The 21,837-nt window shown below is 74.5% G+C and carries 23 protein-coding genes; 6 read left to right on the top strand and 17 right to left on the bottom strand.

Annotation, left to right across the window (positions count from 1 at the left end):
• Nucleotides 1–154 precede the first annotated feature (154 nt).
• The 4 genes from IN07_RS20640 to IN07_RS20625 all read left to right on the top strand — a co-directional run bounded on the left by IN07_RS20640 (nucleotide 155) and on the right by IN07_RS20625 (nucleotide 3,664).
• On the top strand, nucleotides 155–1,117 hold the full coding sequence (locus IN07_RS20640; RefSeq protein WP_036339858.1) for a hypothetical protein: 963 nt from the start codon (nucleotides 155–157) through the stop codon (nucleotides 1,115–1,117).
• 2 nt (nucleotides 1,118–1,119) lie between these two features.
• Nucleotides 1,120–2,109, top strand: coding sequence for an LCP family protein (locus tag IN07_RS20635; protein ID WP_036339855.1), 990 nt, complete (start codon nucleotides 1,120–1,122; stop codon nucleotides 2,107–2,109).
• A 72-nt stretch (nucleotides 2,110–2,181) separates the two neighbouring features.
• The gene (locus IN07_RS20630; protein ID WP_052091581.1) at nucleotides 2,182–2,502 is read left to right on the top strand and encodes a DUF2631 domain-containing protein; all 321 of its coding nucleotides are present in this window, start codon (nucleotides 2,182–2,184) and stop codon (nucleotides 2,500–2,502) included.
• 304 nt (nucleotides 2,503–2,806) lie between these two features.
• On the top strand, nucleotides 2,807–3,664 hold the full coding sequence (locus IN07_RS20625; RefSeq protein ID WP_036339852.1) for a hypothetical protein: 858 nt from the start codon (nucleotides 2,807–2,809) through the stop codon (nucleotides 3,662–3,664).
• Between the two features lie 138 nt (nucleotides 3,665–3,802).
• Here the strand turns inward: IN07_RS20625 and IN07_RS20620 are convergent, their stop codons facing one another.
• The 9 genes from IN07_RS20620 to rpsB form a co-directional block, all read right to left on the bottom strand.
• On the bottom strand, nucleotides 3,803–4,510 hold the full coding sequence (locus tag IN07_RS20620) for a VIT1/CCC1 transporter family protein (protein WP_231558499.1): 708 nt from the start codon (nucleotides 4,508–4,510) through the stop codon (nucleotides 3,803–3,805).
• A gap of 2 nt (nucleotides 4,511–4,512) precedes the next feature.
• Entirely contained in the window at nucleotides 4,513–5,691 is a 1,179-nt protein-coding gene (gene rlmN, locus IN07_RS20615; protein ID WP_036339904.1) for a 23S rRNA (adenine(2503)-C(2))-methyltransferase RlmN, read from the bottom strand.
• Between the two features lie 95 nt (nucleotides 5,692–5,786).
• Nucleotides 5,787–7,373, bottom strand: coding sequence for a hypothetical protein (locus IN07_RS20610; RefSeq protein WP_156119315.1), 1,587 nt, complete (start codon nucleotides 7,371–7,373; stop codon nucleotides 5,787–5,789).
• A gap of 150 nt (nucleotides 7,374–7,523) precedes the next feature.
• The gene (locus IN07_RS20605) at nucleotides 7,524–8,168 is read right to left on the bottom strand and encodes a TrmH family RNA methyltransferase (RefSeq protein WP_036339901.1); all 645 of its coding nucleotides are present in this window, start codon (nucleotides 8,166–8,168) and stop codon (nucleotides 7,524–7,526) included.
• 94 nt (nucleotides 8,169–8,262) lie between these two features.
• A complete protein-coding gene (locus tag IN07_RS24345; RefSeq protein WP_036339846.1) occupies nucleotides 8,263–9,495 on the bottom strand; it encodes a phosphatidate cytidylyltransferase in 1,233 nt (410 codons plus the stop codon).
• Between the two features lie 20 nt (nucleotides 9,496–9,515).
• Nucleotides 9,516–10,073: a ribosome recycling factor gene (frr, locus tag IN07_RS20595; RefSeq protein WP_036339843.1), complete on the bottom strand. Its 558-nt coding sequence runs from the start codon at nucleotides 10,071–10,073 to the stop codon at nucleotides 9,516–9,518.
• 94 nt (nucleotides 10,074–10,167) lie between these two features.
• The gene (pyrH, locus tag IN07_RS20590) at nucleotides 10,168–10,929 is read right to left on the bottom strand and encodes a UMP kinase (protein WP_063124227.1); all 762 of its coding nucleotides are present in this window, start codon (nucleotides 10,927–10,929) and stop codon (nucleotides 10,168–10,170) included.
• Between the two features lie 161 nt (nucleotides 10,930–11,090).
• Nucleotides 11,091–11,906: a translation elongation factor Ts gene (tsf, locus tag IN07_RS20585; RefSeq protein ID WP_036339841.1), complete on the bottom strand. Its 816-nt coding sequence runs from the start codon at nucleotides 11,904–11,906 to the stop codon at nucleotides 11,091–11,093.
• A gap of 125 nt (nucleotides 11,907–12,031) precedes the next feature.
• Nucleotides 12,032–13,024, bottom strand: a complete 993-nt coding sequence (gene rpsB, locus IN07_RS20580) for a 30S ribosomal protein S2 (RefSeq protein ID WP_036339840.1) — start codon at nucleotides 13,022–13,024, stop codon at nucleotides 12,032–12,034.
• A gap of 324 nt (nucleotides 13,025–13,348) precedes the next feature.
• On the opposite strand from rpsB, the gene IN07_RS20575 reads away from it, so the two are divergent.
• Together IN07_RS20575 and IN07_RS20570 are read left to right on the top strand one after the other, a co-directional pair.
• Entirely contained in the window at nucleotides 13,349–13,885 is a 537-nt protein-coding gene (locus IN07_RS20575; protein WP_036339838.1) for a murein hydrolase activator EnvC family protein, read from the top strand.
• Nucleotides 13,886–13,922: 37 nt separating this feature from the next.
• On the top strand, nucleotides 13,923–14,444 hold the full coding sequence (locus tag IN07_RS20570; protein WP_052091574.1) for a DUF4262 domain-containing protein: 522 nt from the start codon (nucleotides 13,923–13,925) through the stop codon (nucleotides 14,442–14,444).
• Between the two features lie 144 nt (nucleotides 14,445–14,588).
• Here the strand turns inward: IN07_RS20570 and whiG are convergent, their stop codons facing one another.
• From whiG to IN07_RS26790, 8 genes are all read right to left on the bottom strand, one after another.
• Entirely contained in the window at nucleotides 14,589–15,386 is a 798-nt protein-coding gene (whiG, locus tag IN07_RS20565) for an RNA polymerase sigma factor WhiG (protein WP_036339894.1), read from the bottom strand.
• Nucleotides 15,387–15,434: 48 nt separating this feature from the next.
• Nucleotides 15,435–16,394 carry a tyrosine recombinase XerC gene (locus IN07_RS20560; protein ID WP_036339835.1) on the bottom strand — a complete coding sequence of 320 codons (960 nt, stop codon included), beginning with the start codon at nucleotides 16,392–16,394 and terminating at the stop codon, nucleotides 15,435–15,437.
• Between the two features lie 82 nt (nucleotides 16,395–16,476).
• Nucleotides 16,477–17,682, bottom strand: a complete 1,206-nt coding sequence (gene dprA, locus IN07_RS20555) for a DNA-processing protein DprA (protein WP_036339832.1) — start codon at nucleotides 17,680–17,682, stop codon at nucleotides 16,477–16,479.
• Nucleotides 17,679–19,199, bottom strand: coding sequence for a YifB family Mg chelatase-like AAA ATPase (locus tag IN07_RS20550; protein WP_036339829.1), 1,521 nt, complete (start codon nucleotides 19,197–19,199; stop codon nucleotides 17,679–17,681). Before IN07_RS20550 ends, dprA begins: the two co-directional genes overlap by 4 nt.
• Nucleotides 19,199–19,579: a YraN family protein gene (locus IN07_RS20545; protein ID WP_036339826.1), complete on the bottom strand. Its 381-nt coding sequence runs from the start codon at nucleotides 19,577–19,579 to the stop codon at nucleotides 19,199–19,201. The genes IN07_RS20550 and IN07_RS20545 overlap by 1 nt, the downstream gene beginning before the upstream one ends.
• Before the next feature lie 128 nt (nucleotides 19,580–19,707).
• Nucleotides 19,708–20,028 carry a DUF2469 domain-containing protein gene (locus tag IN07_RS20540; RefSeq protein ID WP_036339823.1) on the bottom strand — a complete coding sequence of 107 codons (321 nt, stop codon included), beginning with the start codon at nucleotides 20,026–20,028 and terminating at the stop codon, nucleotides 19,708–19,710.
• On the bottom strand, nucleotides 20,025–20,789 hold the full coding sequence (locus IN07_RS20535; protein WP_052091572.1) for a ribonuclease HII: 765 nt from the start codon (nucleotides 20,787–20,789) through the stop codon (nucleotides 20,025–20,027). The genes IN07_RS20540 and IN07_RS20535 overlap by 4 nt, the downstream gene beginning before the upstream one ends.
• 236 nt (nucleotides 20,790–21,025) lie before the next feature.
• On the bottom strand, nucleotides 21,026–21,718 hold the full coding sequence (locus IN07_RS26790; protein WP_036339820.1) for a response regulator transcription factor: 693 nt from the start codon (nucleotides 21,716–21,718) through the stop codon (nucleotides 21,026–21,028).
• Between the last annotated feature and the right edge of the window lie 119 nt (nucleotides 21,719–21,837).

The raw sequence follows: 21,837 nt of genomic DNA, 5'->3' as shown, positions 1-21,837 counted from the left end.
GACTCCGTCCGGATCTGGACGGATCGGCCATCCGTTGTCACTCGTTGGGCAATCTCTCGGCGTGTCGTCGCACGGAACGACAATCCGGGTCGTTGCGTGCCGATACTTCTGTCGATGGCTCGGACGTCCGGGCCCGGACCAGACGGAGAAACTCATGTCCCGCGTGTCCCCGCTCCGCGCCACCGTGGCGACCGGCCTCAGCCTCGGCACCGTGGGCCTCGGCATCGCCTTCGCGCCGGCCGCCCTGGCCGCCGACCTGCCTCCGCTGCAGGGTTCGTCCACCGCGGTGATCGGTCAGCCCTACACCCTGACCGGCACCGGGTGTGCGGCGACGGATCCCAGCACGCCGGCCATCGTCTACGTGGACGTCCTGGCCGCAGCAGATGCCGACGACCCCGCAGCCGAGCCGGTGCTCAGCCTGGCGGGCGCGGTGGAGGCCGGCACCTGGACCGCGGCACTGGAGTTCCTGCCCGAGGCGACGCCGGGCGGCTACGTGGCCTTCGCCATCTGCGAGCCCTACGACGGCGGGGAGAACGAGGACGGCGCGGACTGGCTCCTCTACCCGGAGTTCGGGTTCACGCTGCAGTCGGCGCCCGTGACGCCGACGCCGGTCACGCCGACGCCGGTCACCTCGCCCCCCAGCACCCCGACCACCGTCACCCCGACCGGCCAGCTGCGCGGCGAGACCGCGAACACCGTCGGCGTGTCCAGCACCAAGACCGCCGCCACGACCGGCGCCAGCGCCGTCCAGGGCGCGAAGATCGTCAAGGTCCTCACCGGCTTCAAGCCCGGGGAGAAGGTCACCGTCACGCTGCACTCGGACCCGCAGACGGTGGGCACCTTCACCGCCGACGAGAACGGCACCGTGACGGCCACCTTCACGCTGCCGGCCGGCACCACGGCCGGTGAGCACGACCTGGTCTTCGAGGGCGACATGGGCACCTACTTCCAGGAGTCCCTGACGGTCACCGCCGCCAGCTCCTCGGACTCCGACAGCCTGGCCTACACCGGCGCGAGCCTCGCCCTGCCGCTGTCGCTGGGTGGCGGGCTGCTCGTCGCCGGCGCCGGTGCGCTCTACGCCCTCCGGCGCCGTCCGGCGGGGGCACAGCAGGCCTGAGCATGACCCTTCCGCACGACGTGGACGCCGGCCAGGAGACCCCTGGCCGGCGTCCGCCGCGTTCCAGCGCACGTGCGCGGCGCTGGTCGCGCGTCGTCCTCTCCGTCCTCGCCCTGCTGGTGATCGCACTGGGCGCGGACGCGGCCGTGCTCGCCGGCCGGCTGGAGCAGGTCGACGTCGACCTGTCCGACGGCCCCGGGGACGCCGACGGGCGGACCTGGGTCCTCGTCGGACTCGACTCGCGCACGCACCTCCCCGCCGACGCCACCAGTGCCGCCTTCGGCACACCGGAGGACGTCCCCGGCAGCCGTGCGGACGTGATCGTGGTGGTCCACCAGACCGATGCCGGGGCCACCGTGTTCTCGGTGCCGCGCGACGTGGTCGTGCGCGCGGACCGACGTCCCGGTCGACTCGCACTCACCTGGCTGCGCGGACCGCAGGCCACCGTCGACGGGCTGTGCCAGCTCGGCATCCCCACCGACCACCTGCTGACCGTGGACCTGGGCGGGTTCGCCACGGTGGTCGACGCCGCCGGCGGACTGGACGTCGACGTCCCCGAACCGGTCCGCGACCAGCCCGCCGGGCTCGAGCTCACCCGTGCCGGCCACCAGCACGTGGACGGCGCCACCGCTCTGGCCCTCGTGCGCTCCCGGCACCCCGAGCACCTGGTCGACGGGGAGTGGGTGCCGGCGCCCGCAGCCCCCGACGGCCGCGCCACCGCCGCCGGCAGCGTGCTCGCTGCCCTGATGGACCAGGTCCGCGCCACGATGCCGCGACCATGGCGCCTCCAGTCGGTCGCCTGGGCGGCCTCCGCGGCCATCGCCACCGATCCGGACACCTCCGTCGGGGAACTCACCTCACTGGCCCGCGCAGACGTGGCCGACGTACGGGTCCTCCCGGTCGGCGACCCGGTGGGGGGCACGATCGCCCGGCTGCCCACGGCGGACACCAGGGCCGCGGTCGCGGCGGCCGGGATCTCGTGCAGCCGCTGACCGAGCACATGCGGTCGCGCCACGACCGCGCCGAGCGGGTGGAGCGCACCGGGGCCTGGCAAGATGGTCTCCGTGAGTGAGCACAGCGGCCGGGGCCAGGGGCATCAGACGAGCGCCAGGGTGGTCGAGCAGTCCACCCGCGAGGAGGGCATCGTCCGCGCGGGGTCGACACCCGTCCACGACGAGCACCCTGCGGACTGGGGCTGGCACGCCGAGTCGGGCCGGGTCGGCCGGATCACCGGCTGGCTGATGGTGCTGGCCCTGCTGGCCCTGCTGTTCGGCAACCACGACGGCCAGGTCGAGAACCTGTGGATCCTCGGCTTCGTCCTCACGCTCGTGGTCATGCTGCTGTGGGACGTCCGCCGGCGGAAGAACGCCTGGCGCTCCCGCTGACCCACCCGCCGCTGCCCAGCGGCCCGTGATCCGACGACAGAGGCCGCCTCCCCTCAGGGGAGGCGGCCTCTGTCGTCGTCTGCCAGCCTGCCCCAGACCGCACTGGACGAAGGTGACGGTGAACGACTCCGCCTGGGTCAATGTTGACGCCGCTGCGGTGGACAGTCCCGGTGGTGGATGTGCAGATCTGACCGACTCGTCCGCGTGTCGCACAGAAAACTGCCAGCCAGGGTGGTCGGTCCGGCTAGACAGTGCCGCAACGGACCCGCACAACCCGGGCCGACACACACACGGAGGAACCCCGATGAGCCGCCTGTCCCGCACCCGCGTCGCCGTCGTGACCGGTCTGACCCTCGGAACGGCCTCCGCGGGCCTCCTCCTCGCCCCCGCCGCGCTCGCCGCGCCTGCCGCGCCGTCCGTCGCGCCGTCGAGCACGCTCGCCCCCGGTGCCACCTTCACCATCTCCGGCGCCGGCTGCACCCAGGCCTCCGACACCGACGCGGAGCCCATGGCCGTCATCACGCCCGACAGCGACGAGCCCGGCTGGGGCGACGCCGGCCCGGTCAACGCCGACGGCACCTGGACCCTCGAGCTGGACGCACCCGCTGAGGTGGGCACCTACTCGTACCGGCTGTACTGCGACCAGTACACGACCGACTTCCAGTACCCGAACGTGACCATCACGGTCACCGCCGACGGCAAGCCCGCCCCCGCCCCCGCCCCGGCCGCCTTCGTGCCGGGAGCGAAGCCGAACACCCCGGGCATCGCCGCCACCGCCAGCAGCGCCACCAGCAACGTCGCCGCCCCGGGCCAGAAGATCACCAAGACCCTCAAGGGCTTCAAGGCCTTCGAGAAGGTCACCCTGGTCATGCACTCGACCCCCGTCGTCCTGGGCACCTGGGACGCCGACGCCAACGGCGTCGTCACGGCCACCTTCACGCTCCCCGCGGGCACCGCGCTCGGCACCCACACCCTCGCCTACGACGGCTCCGACGGCAGCCACTTCGAGGAGACCATCACCCTGACCGCCGACGGCAAGGCGCTGGCCTACACCGGCGCCAGCGTGGCCCTGCCGCTGGTCGCGGGCACCGTGCTCGTCGGCGCCGGCGCCGGCGCCCTGGTCCTCAGCCGCCGCCGCACCGCGGGAGCGACGCAGGCCTGAGCATGATCCTCAGCACCACCACGGACGCCGGCCAGGCACCCCCTGGCCGGCGTCCGTTGCGTTCACGGGTGGTGCGCCGGGCCTGGGCGGTGGCTGGGAGGGGACATCGCACGGGATCTGGGTGCCCTGGGACGTCGTCTAGCTGACGGCCACGCCGATCGCACTGCCGATCAGGTAGGTCGTGCCGGCGGCCAGCGCCCCGAACAGCAGCTGGCGCAGCGCGGACCACCACCACGGCCGCGGGGTGAAGCGCGAGGACAGCGCACCGGCGACCGCCAGGCCCACCCCGCCGCACACCAGCGCCACCCACAGCAGGTCCAGCCCGAACAGGTAGGGCAGCAGCGGCACGGCGGCGCCGACCGAGAAGGTCACGAACGAGGAGACGGCAGCCACCTTCGGCGACGGGGTGTCCTCCGGACTCAGCCCCATCTCCGCGACGACGTGCAGCCGCAGCGCCGTCTCCGGGTCCCGGGACAGCTGCACCGACACCCGCTCGGCGAGGTCGTCGTCCACCCCGCCGGCGCGCAGCAGGGCGACCAGCTCGTGCCGCTCCCCCTCGGGGTTGCGTTCCAGTTCCCCGCGCTCCTTGGCGACCTCCAGCTCGAGCTGCTCGTTCTGGGTGGTCACCGACGTGTACTCGCCCAGCGCCATCGAGATGGCCCCGGCGACGAGGCTGGCGACGCCGGAGAGCACGACCGTCTGCGCCGCGGCACCGCCGGCGCCGACCCCGGCCACGAGGGCCGTGTTGGTCACCAGACCGTCCATCGCGCCGAAGACGGCCGCCCGCAGCCAGCCGCCGGAGACGTCGGCATGACTGTGCTCGTGCGCCTCCGCGTCGGGGGACACGGTCAGTCTTGGTCCGACTCGGCTCCCAGCGGGACGGCGTCCTCGACGGTGGGGACCGGGACGGCGACGCTCGGCACCCCGTCGACCTGGTCCGCGGCGGCCAGCTGACCGCAGGCGCCGTCGATGTCCGAACCGCGGGTGTCGCGGACCGTGGTCGGGACGCCGGCGGCGCGCAGCCGGGCGACGAACTCGCGCTGCGCCGGCAGCGGGCTGGCGTCCCACTTGCTGCCCGGCGTCGGGTTGAGCGGGATGAGGTTCACGTGCGCCAGTCGCTTCGCCAGCAGCTTCCCGAGCAGGTCGGCCCGGAACGGCTGGTCGTTGATGTCCCGGATCAGCGCGTACTCGATCGAGTACCGGCGACCGGTGCGGCGGGCGAAGTCGTCGGCGGCGCCCAGCACCTCGTCGACCTTCCAGCGGGTGTTGATCGGCACCAGTTCGTCGCGCAGCTCGTCGTCGGGGGCGTGCAGGCTGACCGCCAGGGTGACGTTGAGCCCCTCCTCGGTGAGCTTGCGGATCGCCGGGACCACGCCGACCGTCGAGACGGTCACCGAGCGCTGGGCCAGGCCCAGCCCGTGCGGTGCCGGGGTCAGCAGTGCGTCGAGCGTCTTGCGCACCCGGGCGTAGTTGGCCAGTGGCTCCCCCATGCCCATGAAGACGACGTTGGAGAGTCGGCCGGGCCCGCCGGGGATCTCGCCGTTGGCCATCGCCGCGGCCGCCGCGACCGCCTGGCCGATGATCTCGGCCGCGGAGAGGTTGCGGGTCAGGCCGCTCTGGCCGGTCGCGCAGAACGGGCAGGCCATGCCGCAGCCGGCCTGGCTGGAGATGCAGACGGTGGCGCGCTCGGGGTAGCGCATGAGCACGCTCTCCACCAGGGCCCCGTCGTGCAGGCGCCACAGCGTCTTGCGGGTGCGGCCGCCGTCGGCGGACTGGTGCCGGACCGGGGTCAGCAGCCCCGGCAGCAGCGCCTCGGTCAGCTCCGCGCGCGACGCGGCCGGCAGGTCGGTCATCTGCTCCGGATCGGTCACCCCGGCGTAGAAGTGCCGGGCCAGCTGGTCGGCACGGAACGCCGGCTGACCCAGCTCGACGACGGCTGCGCGGGCCTCCGCCCGGGTCAGGTCGGCGAGGTGCCGAGGCGGCTTGGTACGGCGGGGGGCCTCGAAGACCAGGGGCAAGACAGTCATGACGGTGTCCATGCTCCCACCACCGGGCCGCTGGGGGTGGCTCAGCGGGGGTGACATGCCTCCCCGGGATGACGCCGGGGAGGCGCCGTGCCCCGTCAGCTCCGGCCGAGAGCCTCGGCCGGCGTCGCCGACGGGTCGGGTGCGCCGGACGGCGTGGGCGTCGGCGTGGACGTCGGCGGCGATGCCACGGTCGGGGTCGCCGTCGGGCTGGGGGCGGGGGTCTGCTCGGGGGCGACGATCGGCGGGACCACCTCGCCATCGCCGGACGGTCCGTCCCCCGAGCCGTCGGGGACCTCTGCGTCGCCGCCGGGGTCGGTGCCGCCGGGGTCGGTGCCGTCGGGGTCGGTGCCGTCGGGCTCGGGTGCCTGCGGATCTGGGTCCACCGGCGCGCACGCCGGGGCCGTGACGGGGGCGTCAGGGCCGGTGCCCTCGTCCGGGGTCTGGCCGTCCTCGGGCACGGTCGCCGGGCAGTCGCCGTCCGGCGCCGTCGGGTCCCCGACCGGGTCGACGGGGGCCGGGCCGATCGGGTCCGGGCCGATGGGGGCCGGGCCGGTCGGGGCGGAGTCGGTCGGGGCGGGGTCGGTCGGAGCGGGGGTGATCGGGACGGGCAGCGCCGGAGGGCCCGCCAGCGGGGGCACGGGCTGCACGGCGGAGCCCGCGGGCTCGCGCGACTGCACGCCGGCCCGCGGCGCCGCCACCACCCGGAACGTGCGGCCCCGCGCCGACGAGGTGGCCACCGGGACGGACGCGGCGCGAGCGCCGGGTGTCGCAGCCGCGCTCGGCGACCCAGCCGGGGTGGTGGCGAGCGGGGTGTCCGCGGCGCCGGCGCCCAGGGCCGGCAGCCCGTTCACGCGAAGCGCGGGCGACCGGTTCGCCGTGGTCGGCGCAGGCCGCTCGTCGGCGTCCCGCTGTACTGCGGCGACCGAGGGGCCCGCGCCGTCCGAGCCGCCGGGCAGGGTGAAGCCGGCCACGACACCGGCGACCACGAGCACCGCCGCGGGGAGGAGCACGCGGTACCGCCGCCGACCAGCAGCAGCCGGCGGCGTGCGGACGGCGGGGAGGGTGCCACCGGGCCCGGTGCCGCGTGCGTCGGCATCGGTGGGCGCGGGCAGCGCCTCCGCAGCCTGGATGTCGGCAGCCCAGGCGGCGAGCTGGGCCTGGCGCTCCCGCTCGGCGGTGCGCTCGGCCTCCTCCAGCTCGGCCAGGGCAGCGACCAGCTCGGCGGACGCCCCCGGGACCAGGTGCTGCAGATCGGGCCGCGGCGGGGGCTCGGGCGCCATGGCCGCCTCGGGGAAGGCGTTCACAGCCGGCCGCGCAGGCGCTGCCACGGGTGCGGCATCGACCCACTGCGGCAGCCAGGCCTCGTCCCACGGAGCAGCGTCGGACGCCGACTGCTCGATCTGTCCGTGCTCGGCCGGCACGCGGTCCGCCGACTCGTCGACCGCCGGTCGGTCCAGCTCGGGCACCTCGGCCTCCGACACCTCGACCCCGGGGGCTCCAGCCTCCGGAGCCTCGGCCTCCGGCACCTCGGCCTCCGGCCGCTCGGGCGCCGCGTCGCTGGCCGTGGAGGCGCCACGTCCGGGGACCGCCGCGACCGGCTCGTCCTCGTCGGCCGCCGGCACGGGCGCCGCAGACGCCTGCTCCTGCAACGACTCGTCACCTCGCGGTGGGCCCGACGCCACGGCCACTCCTCCCCGGCCGGTCGCCGTCTCGGCCACCGTTCGCGGCCGAGCCCGGACACCAGACCCGAACGGCCATGCTGCCGGAGAGGAGCCCACCCATCCGGTAGGCGCGGCGTGATCGCCCGGTCACAATCCGCTGGGCCTCGCCGGTCAGCCGCCCTCGCGCGCCGGGCTGAGGTCGGCGTGCTCCCGGACCCAGGCGTGCATCGCGATCCCTGCCGCGACCCCGGCGTTCAGCGACCGCGTCGAGCCGAACTGCGCGATCGACACCGTGAGCGCGGCGCCGTCCCGGGCCGCTGGGGTGAGCCCGGGACCCTCCTGCCCGAACAGCAGGACGCAGCGGCGCGGCAACGAGACGGTCTCCAGCGGAACGGCGCCGGGGCCGTTGTCCACCGCCACCACCGTCAGGTCCTCGGCCGCCGCGAACTCCAGCAGCCCGGTCACCTCCGGGTGGTGGCGCAGGTGCTGGTAGCGGTCGGTGACCATGGCGCCCCGCCGGTTCCACCGGCGCCGGCCGATCACGTGCACCTCCGCCGCCAGGAAGGCGTTGGCGGTGCGCACGACCGTGCCGATGTTCAGGTCGTGCTCGAAGTTCTCGATGGCCACGTGGAACGGGTGCCGTCGTCGGTCCAGGTCGGCGACCACCGCCTCCAGCCGCCAGTACCGGTAGCGGTCCACCACGTTTCGCCGATCGCCCTCGGCGAGCAGCTCGCGGTCGTACCGCGGATCGGTCGGCCAGGGACCCACCCACGGGCCGACGCCGACCGACCCACCCCACTCGGTCGGCCCGGGCACCTCGTCGTCCGTGGGCCCGTCGTCCCTGAGCTCGCCGTCTGTCGGCCGGCCGTCCATCGCCCGGCCCGTCGTCCCGTCCGTCACCGCCGCGGGCTCAGACCGGCGCGATCATCGACAGGATCAGCCACGCGACCGCGGCCGACGGGAGCAGGGAGTCCATCCGGTCCATCAGACCGCCGTGGCCGGGCAGCAGGTCACCCATGTCCTTGATCCCCAGGTCCCGCTTGATCAGGGACTCCCCCAGGTCGCCCAGGGTGGCGGTGACCGCGATGGCGACCCCGAAGAGCACGCCTCCCCACCACGGTCCGTCGAAGACCAGCGTGATCAGCAGCGTGCCGATGAGCACGCAGGCCGCGACCGACCCGGCCAGCCCCTCCCAGGACTTCTTCGGACTGACCGTGCGGGCCAGGGGGTGCTTCCCGAACAGCACGCCTGCCGCGAAGCCGCCCACGTCACTGCAGACCACCGTGCCGATGAACGTCAGCACCCGGGCCGCACCGTCGTCCGGCGCCAGGAGCAGGACGGCGAACCCGGCCAGCAGCGGTACGTAGAGGGCGACGAAGACCGCGGCCGAGGCATCGCGCAGGTAGCCGACCGGGCCGTCGCCCAGCCGCCAGAGCAGCACGGCGAAGACGGTGAGCAGGAAGGCGATGACCAGACCCGAGGGGCCGCGCGTCCAGGCCAGGGCCGCCATCGCGATCGCCCCCACCAGCACGGGGGTGCGCGCTGGCCGGTGACCGCCCTTCTCCAGCGCCCCGCTGAGCTCGAAGACACTGATCAGGACGGCGGCGGTGACGACGGCGAGGAAGGAGGGCCGCCAGAGCAGCAGGGTCGCGAAGACCACCGCTCCCAGCCCCAGCCCGACCCCGACCGCGGCGGCCATGTCCCGCCCGGCCCGCCCGACGGCCCGCGGTGCGCCACTCGGGGTGTCCTGCGGGGGCTCTCCGGTGACCTCGGCCCCCAGGGCATCGGGTACCGCGGTGAGCGGGGCGTCGGCGGGCGCCTCCTCGTGGCCGGGTCCATGGTCCCGCGCCTCGACCGCCGGCCCGCCCGGCGCCGGGGGTACGGCGTCGGTGCGCTCGTCGTCCCGGCGGAGCTCACTGGTCTCCGGCCCCGCGACCGGCCGGGGGCGACCCCGGGACGGGCCGACCGCAGGTCGCGGCGGGACCGGCGGCTGGTCGATCCGGACCAGCGGCCCGGTGTCGGGATCCCGCCGTGGTGCGGGGTGCTCCTCCGTGCCGCCCGGCCCGTCGGCGATCCCGGCCCGGGTGCGGGCAGGCGGACGGCCCGAGCCGAGGGGCTCGGGGCGGTGCGGGTCGCGGGTCACGGCAGCGTCGGGAGGTCGACTCAGACGTCCAGGAGCTCGGTCTCCTTGTTCTTCATCGCCTCGTCGATGCTGGCGACGTGCGCCGCGGTGAGGTCGTCGAGCTCCTTCTCCGCGCGACGCACGTCGTCCTCGCCGGCCTCGCCGTCCTTGTTGATCCGGTCCAGCTCCTCCTTGGCGCGGCGACGCACGTTGCGGATCGAGACCTTGGCGTCCTCGCCCTTCGACCGGGCCATCTTCACCAGGTCGCGGCGGCGCTCCTCGGTCAGCTGGGGGAAGACGACCCGGATCAGTGACCCGTCGTTGGTGGGGTTCACGCCCAGGTCGGAGTTGCGGATCGACTTCTCGATCGCCTGCAGCTGGGTGGCGTCGTAGGGCTTGATGACCGCCATCCGCGCCTCGGGCACGGTGATCGAGGCCATCTGCGGGACCGGGGTCATCGCGCCGTAGTAGTCGACGAAGATCTTGTTGAACATGGACGGCGCGGCGCGGCCGGTGCGAACGGAACCGAGGTCCTCGCGAGCGACCGACAGGGCCTTGTCCATCCGCTCCTCGGCGTCGAGCAGGGTGTCGTCGATCACGGGTCTTCTCCTCCTGCGGCAGCTGCCGGGGTCTGTGCGGTCTGCGGGTGGGGCGGTGCCCGGCGTGCGCCGCCCCGATCGACGTCCGGCCCGGTCAGGGCTGGGCGCTGATCAACGTGCCGATCCTCTCACCTGCCACTGCGCGGGCGATGTTGCCGTCGCGCAACAGGTTGAACACGACGATCGGCATCTGGTTGTCCATGCAGAGGCTGATGGCCGTGGCATCGGCGACCTTGAGCTGCTTGGCCAGCACCGTGCCGTAGTCCAGGTCCGAGTACATCGTGGCCGCGGCGTTGGTGCGCGGGTCGTCGTCGTAGACGCCGTCGACGCCGTTCTTGGCCATCAGCAGCACCTGGCACTCGATCTCCAGGGCCCGCTGCGCGGCAACCGTGTCGGTCGAGAAGTACGGCATCCCAGCGCCGGCTCCGAAGATGACCAGCCGCCCCTTCTCCATGTGCCGCATCGCCTTGCGCGGGATGTAGGGCTCGGCGACCTGGCCCATGGTGATGGCCGTCTGCACCCGGGTCTCGAGCCCGGCCTTCTCGCAGAAGTCCTGCAGGGCCAGGCAGTTCATCACCGTGCCGAGCATGCCCATGTAGTCGGCGTGACCGCGGTCCATGCCGGCCTGGGAGAGCTCCGCACCGCGGAAGAAGTTGCCGCCACCGACGACGACCGCCACCTGGGTGCCGGACCCGACCACGGCGGCCAGCTGCTCGGCGATGGTGCGGATGATCACCGGGTCGACCCCGACCTTGCCGCCACCGAAGGCCTCACCGGAGAGCTTGAGCAGGACCCGGCTGTAGCCGGACCCGTCCAGCGGGGCGAAGGCGGTGGGCGCGGACTTCAGAGCGGTCACGGGCGTTCCTCGGTTCGGTGTCGGATGGATCGATCCTGCCGCATCCGGCGGGCGTGCGCGGGCGTCCCGGCGGGTCCGGACAGGCCACCGGCCCCGTCCTGGTGGGAACGGGGCCGGTGGGTCTCCGTGGGCTGAGTGGTCTCAGGCCTCGGAGGTACGGCTCAGGCCTGGCCGACCTCGAAGCGGGCGAACCGGTCGACGGTCAGGCCGGCGTCGGCGATGACCTGCTTGACGGTCCGCTTGGGCTCGGTGATCGAGGGCTGCTCGAGCAGGACGAAGTCCTTGAAGTAGGCGTTGACCCGCCCCTCGACGATCTTGGTGATCGCCTGCTCGGGCTTGCCCTCCTCCTTCGCGGTCTGCTCGGCGACCCGGCGCTCGGTCTCCACGGCGTCGGCGGGGACCTCCTCGCGGGTCAGGTAGCGCGGGCGCGCGGCGGCGATGTGCATCGCCAGCGAACGTGCCGCGTCCTCGTCGCCACCGGAGTACTGCACGGCGACGCCGATGGCCGGGGGCAGGTCGGTGGCCCGCTTGTGCAGGTAGACCGCCGTGGTGCCCTCGAAGACGGCGAACCGGGAGAGCACCAGCTTCTCGCCGATGCGGGCCGACTCGGACTCGATGAGCTGGGCGACCGACTGGCCGTCGAGCTGGGTCACCATCAGCGCGTCGACGTCGGCCGGCTTCTCGGCCAGGACGACGTCGAGCAGGCGCTCGGCGAGCTTGACGAAGTCGGCGTTCTTGGCGACGAAGTCGGTCTCGCAGTCGAGCTCGAGCAGTGCCCCGTCGCGGCTGACGACCACGCCGTTGGTGGTCGAGCGCTCCAGGCGCTTGCCCACGTCCTTGGCGCCCTTGACGCGCAGGAACTCGATGGCCTTGTCGTAGTCGCCATCGGCCTCGGTCAGGGCCTTCTTGGAGTCCATCATGCCGGCGCCGGTGGCGTCACGGAGACGCTTCACGTCGGCTGCGGTGAAAGCAGGCATGTCACTTCCTCTGATCGGTGGTGGTGCGGGGCGCGGACCCCGCGAGGTGAGGTGCCGGCCTGGGGCCGGGCAGACGGCGGCGCCGCCCTCCCCCGCACGAGGCGGGGAGGAGCGGCGCCGACCGGTCAGCCGTTCTGCGCGCCCTGCGTGCCCGTGGACTGGTCACCGGTCGCGGGGACGCCCTCGACCGGGGCGACCTCGTCGGCCGTGACGGCCGGCGGCGCAGCCGGGGTCTCGGGCAGCTCGGTGGCCGCAGCCGGGGCGGCGTCGGCCGGGGCGGCCTCGGCTACAGCCGGGACGGCGGGGTCGGCCGGCGCGGCGGCGTCAGCGGCACCACCGGTGAGCAGCTCGCGCTCCCAGTCGGCCAGCGGCTCGGCGGCGGCCGGGGCCTCGGCGCCGTCCTCGCCGCGACCGGCGTTGGCCTGCGCGGCCGAGCGGGCCATCAGGCCCTCGGCGACCGCGTCGGCGATCACGCGGGTCAGCAGCGCGGTGCTGCGGATGGCGTCGTCGTTGCCCGGGATCTTGTAGTCGACCTCGTCGGGGTCGCAGTTGGTGTCGAGGATCGCGACGACCGGGATGTTCAGCTTGCGAGCCTCGCCGACGGCGATGTGCTCCTTCTTGGTGTCCACGATCCAGACGGCGCTGGGCACCTTCTTCATGTCGCGGATGCCGCCGAGGGAGCGCTCGAGCTTGGCCTTCTCGCGGGAGAGGACCAGCTGCTCCTTCTTGGAGAGGCTGACCAGCGCGCCGGTCTGCTCGAGGTCCTCGAGCTCCTTGAGGCGCTCCAGCCGCTTGTAGACGGTCTGGAAGTTGGTGAGCATGCCGCCCAGCCACCGCTGGTTCACGTAGGGCATGCCGACGCGGGTCGCCTGCTCGGCGATGACCTCCTGCGCCTGGCGCTTGGTCCCGATGAACATGATCGAGCCGCCGTGGGCGACGGTCTGCTTCACGAACTCGTAGGCCTGGTCGATGTAACCCAGCGTCTGCTGGATGTCGATGATGTAGATGCCGTTGCGCTCGGTGAAGATGAACCGCTTCATCTTCGGGTTCCAGCGACGGGTCTGGTGCCCGAAGTGGACCCCGCTGTCGAGCAGGTTCTTCATGCTGACGACTGCCACGTGGCGCCGCCTTCCTTCTCGTGCGCGGGCGGCCGTGGGCCGACGCCGCGCTGCTCGGTTGTCGCGGACGCACCGGGAGGTGCGCCGCCCTGGTGTCCGGCTGCGCCACCGAAACCCGCCGGAGAGGCGGGACCGAGGTGACGACTGCCCCGCTGCAGCAGCGGGAAGAGGACACGCGAAGTCGATCCGCCGGTGGCGGACCGCATCGACGAGCATACGCCCTGGGCGACTGCGCTCCGACTGGGTCGTCCCCAGGGCCCTCGGGCGTCCACGACCTCGCGCCGGCGCCTCCTCTCGGCGGCGTCCGGCGGCAGCCTCTGGCGAGTGTCCCCACGCCGCACTCCTCTGGCCGCACTGGTCGTCGCCGTCCTGCTGACCGGCCTGCCGGCGGCATCGGCCGCCCCCACCGCCGCGCCGGACGCGTACGCCCCCGCACCGGCACCAGCCGCCGGGCTCTGGGGCTGGCCCCTGCCGGGCGCACCGACGGTCGGTCGGCCCTTCGACGCCCCGGCGACGCCGTACGCGGCCGGGCACCGCGGGGTGGACCTGACGGCCGCGGTGGACGGACAGGTGCTCTCCGCCGGCGACGGGGTGGTCGCCTTCGCCGGGATGGTCGCCGGCCGGCCGGTGGTCAGCGTCGACCACGCCGGCGGGCTGCGGACGACGTACGAGCCGGTGACCGCGGGGGTGGCCGCCGGTCAGTCCGTGGCCCGGGGCTCCCCGCTGGGTGTGCTGGCGGCCGGGCATGCCGGCTGCCCGGTGGACGCCTGCCTGCACTGGGGCCTGCGCCGCGGAGAGTCGTACCTCGACCCGCTGTCACTGCTCCGTCCGCCGCGGGTGCGACTGCTCCCGTGGCACTGAGCCCACCGGACGGCGGTGACGGCGCTACCGTCCGGGCGTGCGTTGGCGACGGAAGAAGGCCCCGGTAGAGCAGGCCACCGAGCAGCAGGCCCCCGACCAGGACCCCGGCCAGGTGCTGGAGGGCCTGCGGCAGGTGGTCGACCGGTTCGGCTGGGCGGTGCTGCACGGCGGCGGAGGCGGCGCGGGTGACCCGCGGTGGTCGCACACCGTGGGGCTGACCGCGCTCGGGCACCCCGAGGTGATCGTCGTGGGGCTGCCGTTCCCGGCCGGGGAGAAGTACCTCAACCTCGTGGGTGAGGCGGTGCGCGGCGGTGCCCGCTTCGGCCCCGGCGCGGTCACGACCGGGCTGACCGACGCCGACTCACCGGTGGTCTTCCTGGCGGTCGAGGACACCGCACGGCTCGCGGTCGCCGAGCAGTTCTACGGCTCGATCGAGGTGCTCCAGCTCGTCTGGCCGGACTCGACCGGCCGGCTGCCCTGGCAGGAGGGCCACCGGAACCCGCCGGAGGCCCAGCCGCTGCTGGGGCCCTTGCCGGGTGACGAGTCGGCCGGCAGCTGAGCCCGGCTGTCCTCTGCCCCGACCGGGATCCCAGGCCCTCGATCAACACCTGCTCGAGGAGGTCGGGGCGACACGACGACGACGCCCAGGGCTGCCGTCATGCCGGTCGGGGCGGACGTCAGCAGCGGCCGACGGTCGCCCGGGTCAGGCGATGTCGGCGAGCTTGGTGCGCAGGTGCAGGACGGCCTTGGTGTGCAGCTGGCAGATCCGGCTCTCGGTCACCCCGAGGACCCGGCCGATGTCGGCCAGGGTCAGCCCCTCGAAGTAGTAGAGGCTGACGACGACCTTCTCCCGCTCGGGGAGCTGCTCGACGGCGCGGGCCAGCAGCTGCCGCGCCTCGCCGTGCTCGGCCATCGCCTGCGGGTCCAGCGCGCTGGTGTCCTTGAGCGTGTCCCCCAGGCGGGGAGCGGAGCCGTCGTCGTCCACGAGCAGCTCGTCGAGGGCCACCACGTTGACCAGGGACAGCTGGCCGAGGAACTTGCGGATCTCCTCGACGTCCATGTCCATCTCGTCGGCGACCTCTTCGTCGGTCGGGCTGCGCTGGAGCTTCGACTCCAGAGCCGCGACCGTCCGCTCGTACTGCCGGGCCTTCATCCGCACCGAGCGCGGGATCCAGTCGGTGGACCGGAGCTCGTCGATGATCGCGCCGCGGATGCGGGCCATCGCGTAGCTCTCGAACTTGATCTCCCGTTCGGGCTCGAATCGGGTGATCGCGTCGATCAGCCCGAACGTCCCGTAGGACACCAGGTCCGCCTGCTCCACGTGCGCCGGCAGGCCGCTGCCCACCCGGCCGGCGACGTACTTGACCAGCGGCGCGTAGTGCAGGATCAGCCGGTCGCGCAGCCCGGTGTCCCGGTTCTCGACGTAGCGCGACCAGAGCTCGATCACGTGGGCGTCGGGGTCCCCACTCGCACCGACCTGCCGGACCGTCGCCTCAGACACCTGCACTCCCCCGCTCGAACTCTGCTGTCCTGTGCACCGACGCCGTCCTCATGCCCGCGGATGAGCGCGAGCGTGGACCGCCCGGAGCCGCTCGACGGTCACGTGCGTGTAGACCTGCGTCGTCGCGAGGCTAGCGTGACCCAGCAGTTCCTGAACGCTGCGCAGGTCGGCGCCGCCCTCCAGGACGTGGGTGGCGGCGGAGTGCCGCAGCCCGTGCGGGCCGACGTCCGGGGTCCCTGGCGCAGCAGCGACCGCCGCGTGCACGACCCGGCGGGCCTCCCGCGGGTCCAGCCGGCCGCCGCGCACGCCGAGGAGGAGCGCCGGTCCGCTGCTCCCCGTCGCGAGCACCGGACGGCCCCGACCCAGCCACGCCTCCAGGGCGTCGGCCGCCGGTGCGCCGAACGGCACGCTGCGCTCCTTGCGGCCCTTGCCCAGGACCCGCAGCAGCCGGCGCCCGCGGTCGACGTCGTCGACGTCCAGCCCGACGAGCTCGCCGACCCGGACCCCGCTGGCGTAGAGCAGCTCGACGACCAGCACGTTGCGGAGCCGCAGCGCCGTGTCGGCCGGGGTCTCCTCCTCGGCCGGCGGGCGCCCCGCCTCCTCGAGCACCGCACGGGCCTGGTCGGCGCCGAGCACCCCGGGCAGCGTGCGGTGCGCGCGTGGGCTGGCCAGCCGCAGCCCGACGTCCTCGGCCACCTGACCGCTGCGGCGCAGGTGGGCGGTGAACGAGCGTGACGACGCGGCCCGCCGGGCGGTGGTGGACCGGCTGTCCCCCCGCGTCCGTCCCTGGGCCAGCCAGCTGCGCAGGGTGGCGAGGTCGAGGTCGGCGGCCGTCCGGCCGCTGCGCCGGACCAGGTGGTCCAACAGCGAGACGACGTCTCCGACGTAGGCCCGGACGGTGTGCTCGGACAGGTCCCGCTCGAGCCGCAGGTGCTCCTCCCAGCCCGCCAGCGACTCGGCGAGCGCAGGCGGGAGCGCGGCGCGCAGCTCTGCGGTCCCGGTGGCCATGGGCGCAGCGTCCGTCGGCGAGGCGGGCCGGTCAACCGGGCGCGCCGCAGACCGGGCAGCGCGGTCGTCCACCCGACAGAGGTCACCGAGCCGGCTCGCGCTCCCTGGGCGGCCGACGGACCCGCCAGCCGGTGCCGGTCCACTCGACGAGGTCGGCGAGCTCGAGGGCCGGCAGCACCCGCAGCACGTCGACCACCGAGCACCCGGCGACCGCGGCCAGCCGCTCCGGCGGCACACCGATCCGGACCGGGCAGGCGTCCAGCACCCGCCGGGCGACGTCGGACAGCGAGTCACCAGGCACGGTCACCCGCTCCACCGGCGGCGCGAGGTCCTCCCCCAGCCTGCCGACCGCCTCCAGCACCTCGGCCGCCGACGTCACCAGCCCCACGGCGTGCCCCTGGTCCCGGAGCAGCTGGTGACACCCCACCGACATGGCGCTGGTCACTGGGCCGGGGACGGCCATCACCGCCTTGCCGAGCTCGCGCGCCCGGTTGGCGGTGGCCTGCGCGCCGGAGCGGGCAGCCGCCTCGACCACCACCGTGCCCCGCGTCAGTGCCGCTATCAGTCGGTTGCGCACCAGGAAGCGGTGCCGCAGCGGTGCGCACCCGGGCGGCCACTCGCTGACCAGCAGCCCCTCGTCGAGCACCCGGGCGAACAACGCCGAGTGCGCTCCGGGGTAGACGCGGTCGACCCCGCACGCCAGGACGGCGACGGTCGGCGCCCCGGCGGTCAGCGCACCCCGGTGCGCTGCGGCGTCGATCCCGAAGGCGCCCCCCGAGACGGTCGTCCAGCCCCGTTCCCCCAGCCCGTGCGCCAGCTCACCGGCCACGTGCTCGCCGTAGGCCGTGGAGGCCCGCGACCCCACCAGCGCGACGGACCGGTCGACCAACCCGGTCAGCGACGCCGCCCCGCGCACCCACAACGCCAGCGGCGGCACCAGCGTGAGCGTGCGGTCGGGCCGCCGACCGTCCACCGCCCCGCGCCCGTCCTCGGTGGCGAGGGCCAGGGAGTGCAGCGGCAGCGCCGGCCACTCCGGGTCCTCGGGCGTCACCAGCCGGCCCCCACACCGTTCCACCCGCCGCAGGTCCTCGACGCCGGCGTCCTCTCCCGCCCGGGCACCGGCCACGGCCTGCACCTCGGCCGGGGCAGTGCCCGCCCGCAGCGCAGCGGCAGCCGCCACCGGGCCGGCGCCCTCCACGAACCGCCACACCGCGACCGACCCCGGCTCCAGCGCACGGGACAACCACGCGCGCGCCCGCCGGACCTCCGGGTCGACACCCTCGCTCATGCCGCGGCCCGCTGCAGGCGCATGCCCAGCGCCTCGTCCACCTGGTCCGCGCCGGGCAGGACCAGGCCCTCGAGATCGGCCAACGTCCACGCGACGCGCACCACCCGGTCGAAGCCGCGCACCGACAGCGACCCGCGCTCCAGGGCCCGCTCCGCCAGTGCGAGGGCCGCGCGGGGGACCGGCCAGCGCTCCCGGAGCAGCCGCCCCGGCACCTGGCTGTTGAGCGCCAGGCCGCTGCCGGCCAGCCGTTCGGACGCCACCGCACGTGCGGCCCGCACCCGGGCCGCGACGACCGCAGTCGACTCCGGGGTGCCCAGACCGTCCAGCCAGGCGGCCCGGGTCACCGCCGGCAGGGTGACCCGTAGGTCGATCCGGTCCAGCAGCGGCCCGGACAGCCGCGACTGGTAGCGCCTGCGTTCCAGGGCGCTGCAGGTGCAGGCCGTGTCACCGGCCGCACTGGCGCAGGGGCAGGGGTTGGCGGCCAGCACGAGCTGCGCCCGGCACGGGAAGGTCGCCGACCCGTTGGCCCGGTGGATCGTGACGGCTCCGCGTTCGAGCGGCTGGCGCAGCGTGTCCAGCACGGCTCGGGGGAACTCCGGCGCCTCGTCCAGGAACAGCACCCCTCGATGGGCACGGCACAGCGCTCCGGGGCGGATCTGGCCCGAGCCGCCGCCGACCAGGGCGGCCATCGTCGCCGAGTGGTGCGGCGCCTCGAACGTCGGCCGGGTCACCAGCGGTGCACCGGGCGGGAGGGTGCCGGCGATGGAGGCGATGGCGGTCACCTCCAGGGCGGCCTGTTCGTCCAGCGGTGGCAGGAGCCCGGGCAGCCGTTCGGCGAGCATGGTCTTGCCGGCACCCGGCGGCCCGCTCAGGAACAGGTGGTGGCCACCGGCGGCGGCCACCTCGACCGCCCGGCGTCCCGCGGCCTGCCCCACCACGTCGGCCAGGTCGGGCCCCGGTGGCGCCGGGGCGGCCGCGGCCCGGACGTGCGGGGAGAGCACGGCCTTCCCGGCGAGGTGGGCCACCACCTGACGGAGGCTCCCGGCCGCCAGCACGGCGATGCCCTCGACGAGCCCGGCCTCCTCGGCGTTCTCCTCGGGCACCACCACCTCGCGGTGGCCGGCGCGCGCAGCAGCCAGCACGGCCGGCAGCACCCCACGGACGGCCCGCAGCGACCCGTCGAGCCCGAGCTCCCCGAGCAACACCAGCTCCCGGACGGCGGCCGCGGGCACCACCCGGGCGCCGGCGAGCACGGCGACGGCCAGGGCCAGGTCGAACCCACTGCCCTGCTTGGGCATGGCCGCCGGCGACAGCCCGATGGTCACCCGGCGCAGCGGGAACTCGTGCCCGCTGTTGAGCAGCGCGGCCCGCACCCGGTCCACCGACTGGCGCACGACGGCGTCGGGCAGCCCGACCAGCGCCACGGTCGGCACCCCAGGCGCCAGGTCGACCTCCACCTCGACCATCGCCCCCTGGACGCCGGCCAACCCCACCGACCAGGTCTGCGCGAGCGCCATCAGAACGCGTTCCGCAGGTGCGTCACCCGGGCCGGCCCGGACGACGGCACGTGCACCCCGACGACGTCGAAGCGCAGGTCCGGGGCGTGCTGGTCGTGCGCCGCCAGCCAGGCACGGGCCAGGGACCGCAGCCGGCGGCGCTTGCTCGCGGTCACCGCCTCGGCCGGGTGCCCGAACCCGGTGCCGGTGCGCGTCTTCACCTCGCAGAAGACCAGCGCCTCACCGTCCCGGGCGACGACGTCGAGCTCACCGTCGCGGCAGCGCCAGTTGCGGTCGAGGACCTGGAGGCCGGCGTCGGTCAGCGCCCGGACGGCGACCCGTTCGCCGTAGGCACCGAGGGCGGCGCGGTGGCCGGGCGGGGACTTCTGCGGATTCGGCACCCGTCGACCGTCGCCGTCGGGAGGCCGGCGGGGCCAGTGCCCCGGCCGGGTTGTGGACGGACGGCCGCACTGTGGACGGCGACCGGCGGACCCGCCTCAGCACCGGCCAGGGTGACCGGCGATCGGGATCAGGGCAGGCGCGGGTTGTCCGGCAGCTCCAGGTCGGGCTTGTCCAGCTCCTCCACGTTGACGTCCTTGAACGTCACCACCCGGACGTTCTTCACGAACCGGGCCGGGCGGTACATGTCCCACACCCAGGCGTCGGAGAGGGTCAGCTCGAAGAACACCTCTCCCCCGGCGTCACGGACCTGGAGGTCGACGCTGTTGGCCAGGTAGAAGCGCCGCTCGGTCTCCACGACGTAGGAGAACTGCCGGACGATGTCCTTGTACTCGCGATAGAGCTGCAGCTCCATCTCGGTCTCGTACTTCTCGAGGTCCTCGGTGCTCATCGCGCGTGCTCCATCGGTGCCGGGGACGTCAGTGCCGCAGCCGGGGCTCCGGGCGGCACCGGTCCATCATCGTGCATGGCCGCTGCTCCCGGCAGGGGTGGCGTCCGCGCGGCGTGTGCGGCCCGGGCTCGCGCGACGTTGACGAAGCGCATCCGGTGATCCGGGCACGGCCCGTGCTCGTCGAGGGCGGCGCTGTGCGCGTCGGTGATGTACCCCTTGTGCTCGGCGAACCCGTACTGCGGGAAGCGCGCGTCCAGCTCCAGCATCGTCCGGTCCCGGCTGACCTTGGCCAGCACCGAGGCGGCCGCCACACAGGCCGCCACCCGGTCGCCCTTCCACACCGCGAGCGAGGGCTGGGACAGGCCGCTGACCGGGAAGCCGTCGCTGAGCACGTAGTCGGGGCACGGGTCGAGCACCCGGACGGCGCGACGCAGCGCCTCGATGTTGGTCACGTGCATGCCGCGCGCGTCGAGCTCGCCGACCGGGATCGCGACCACCGACCAGCAGACCGCCCGGTCGACGACCTCGGCGTAGACCTCGTCCCGGGTGGCGGCGGTGAGCAACTTGGAGTCGGCCAGACCGGGCACCCGCCCGCGGCGTCCGGCGGGGAGCACGCACGCGGCGGCCACGAGCGGGCCGGCGCAGGCGCCCCGCCCGGCCTCGTCCGCCCCGGCGATGGCGGCGAACCCCCGGCGGCGGAGCGACCGCTCCATCGCCCAGAGGTCGTCGGCGGGGTCTGCAGCACCAGGTCGAACGGCCATCGCCTGCCGACCCTACGTCGCCGTCCCGCACCCGTGAGAGCACCCGGCGAGTCCGCCGCCCGATCGCCCCCCGGAACGCACCACGAGCCGATCCCTGGGGGAACAGGGACCGGCTCGGGGCGGCTGGTCAGCGGCGCGGACGCCGATCCGACCGGCGTGCCGGAGCGGAACCCGCTCCGGCGGTCCATCCGGCCCGGGCCCCCGTGGGCGCGCGGACCGTGATCGTGGCTGCCGGGTCAGGCGTCGGCAGACGTGAGGGCGTGGGCGCCGCAGGAGCAGCCGGGGTTGCGTGCCGAGAGCACCAGGGAGACCGCGTGTGCCCGGTCGCGGGCGCCCAGCTTGCGCAGGATCGCCTTGACGTGGGACTTCACGGTGTCCTCGGAGATGAACAGGTTCTTGCCGATCGCCCGGTTGGACTGGCCCTGGAGCAGCTCGTCGAGCACGTCGGACTCCCGGCGGGTCAGCGGCACCTCCGGGGTGAGCTCCCGCGACACCGGCTCCGCCGAGCCCTCCCCGCGACGGATCTGCGGGTCCACCACGGTCCGCCCGGCCCGCGCGGCCAGCACCGCCCAGCCCAACAGGGTGGGTGAGGTGTTCATCAGCAGGTAGCTGCGCACGCCGGCGGCCAGCGCCTCGTTGACCACGCCCGGGCCCTCCGAGGTGGCCAGCGCCACGACGGCCAGCTGCGGGAACCGGCGACGCAGGTCCCGCACCGCGTTCAGCGTGGCCGCCCGGCCGGTGCCCAGCTCCACCACCACCGCATCCGGGCGAGCGGACTCGGCCAGGGTCAGCGCGCGACGCGGCTCCCCCGGCGTGCCCACCGCCTGCATGCCGGCGGTCTCGTTGATCATGCCGACCAGCCCACGGCGCAGGACCGGGGCGTCGGCGAGGATCAGGACGCGGGTGACGCCGCGGGGGGTGCTCGCCATCGGGGTAGACACAGCTGACTCTCCGTTCAAGGTCCGGTGACTCTCTGCTTGTCCATCGGACGAGTGAACGGAGTGCTTGAACAACTTCTCGGAGAGTCCGCGCAGGACGCGCACAGATC

Origin of the sequence: Modestobacter caceresii (assembly GCF_000761485.1) — a bacterium.
Taxonomy (GTDB): Bacteria; Actinomycetota; Actinomycetes; order Mycobacteriales; family Geodermatophilaceae; genus Modestobacter; species Modestobacter caceresii.
Note: the sequence above shows the minus strand (reverse complement) of the source record. Positions and strands in the feature narration are given on the sequence as shown.

Coding starts and splice junctions, on each gene's coding strand:
- IN07_RS20640 (WP_036339858.1), top strand. CDS start 155: ATGTCCCGCGTGTCCCCGCTCCGCGCCACCGTGGCGACCGGCCTCAGC.
- IN07_RS20635 (WP_036339855.1), top strand. CDS start 1,120: ATGACCCTTCCGCACGACGTGGACGCCGGCCAGGAGACCCCTGGCCGG.
- IN07_RS20625 (WP_036339852.1), top strand. CDS start 2,807: ATGAGCCGCCTGTCCCGCACCCGCGTCGCCGTCGTGACCGGTCTGACC.
- rlmN (WP_036339904.1), bottom strand. CDS start 5,691: ATGACTGTCTTGCCCCTGGTCTTCGAGGCCCCCCGCCGTACCAAGCCG.
- tsf (WP_036339841.1), bottom strand. CDS start 11,906: ATGCCTGCTTTCACCGCAGCCGACGTGAAGCGTCTCCGTGACGCCACC.
- IN07_RS20560 (WP_036339835.1), bottom strand. CDS start 16,394: ATGGCCACCGGGACCGCAGAGCTGCGCGCCGCGCTCCCGCCTGCGCTC.
- dprA (WP_036339832.1), bottom strand. CDS start 17,682: ATGAGCGAGGGTGTCGACCCGGAGGTCCGGCGGGCGCGCGCGTGGTTG.
- IN07_RS20550 (WP_036339829.1), bottom strand. CDS start 19,199: ATGGCGCTCGCGCAGACCTGGTCGGTGGGGTTGGCCGGCGTCCAGGGG.
- IN07_RS20540 (WP_036339823.1), bottom strand. CDS start 20,028: ATGAGCACCGAGGACCTCGAGAAGTACGAGACCGAGATGGAGCTGCAG.
- IN07_RS20535 (WP_052091572.1), bottom strand. CDS start 20,789: ATGGCCGTTCGACCTGGTGCTGCAGACCCCGCCGACGACCTCTGGGCG.
- IN07_RS26790 (WP_036339820.1), bottom strand. CDS start 21,718: ATGGCGAGCACCCCCCGCGGCGTCACCCGCGTCCTGATCCTCGCCGAC.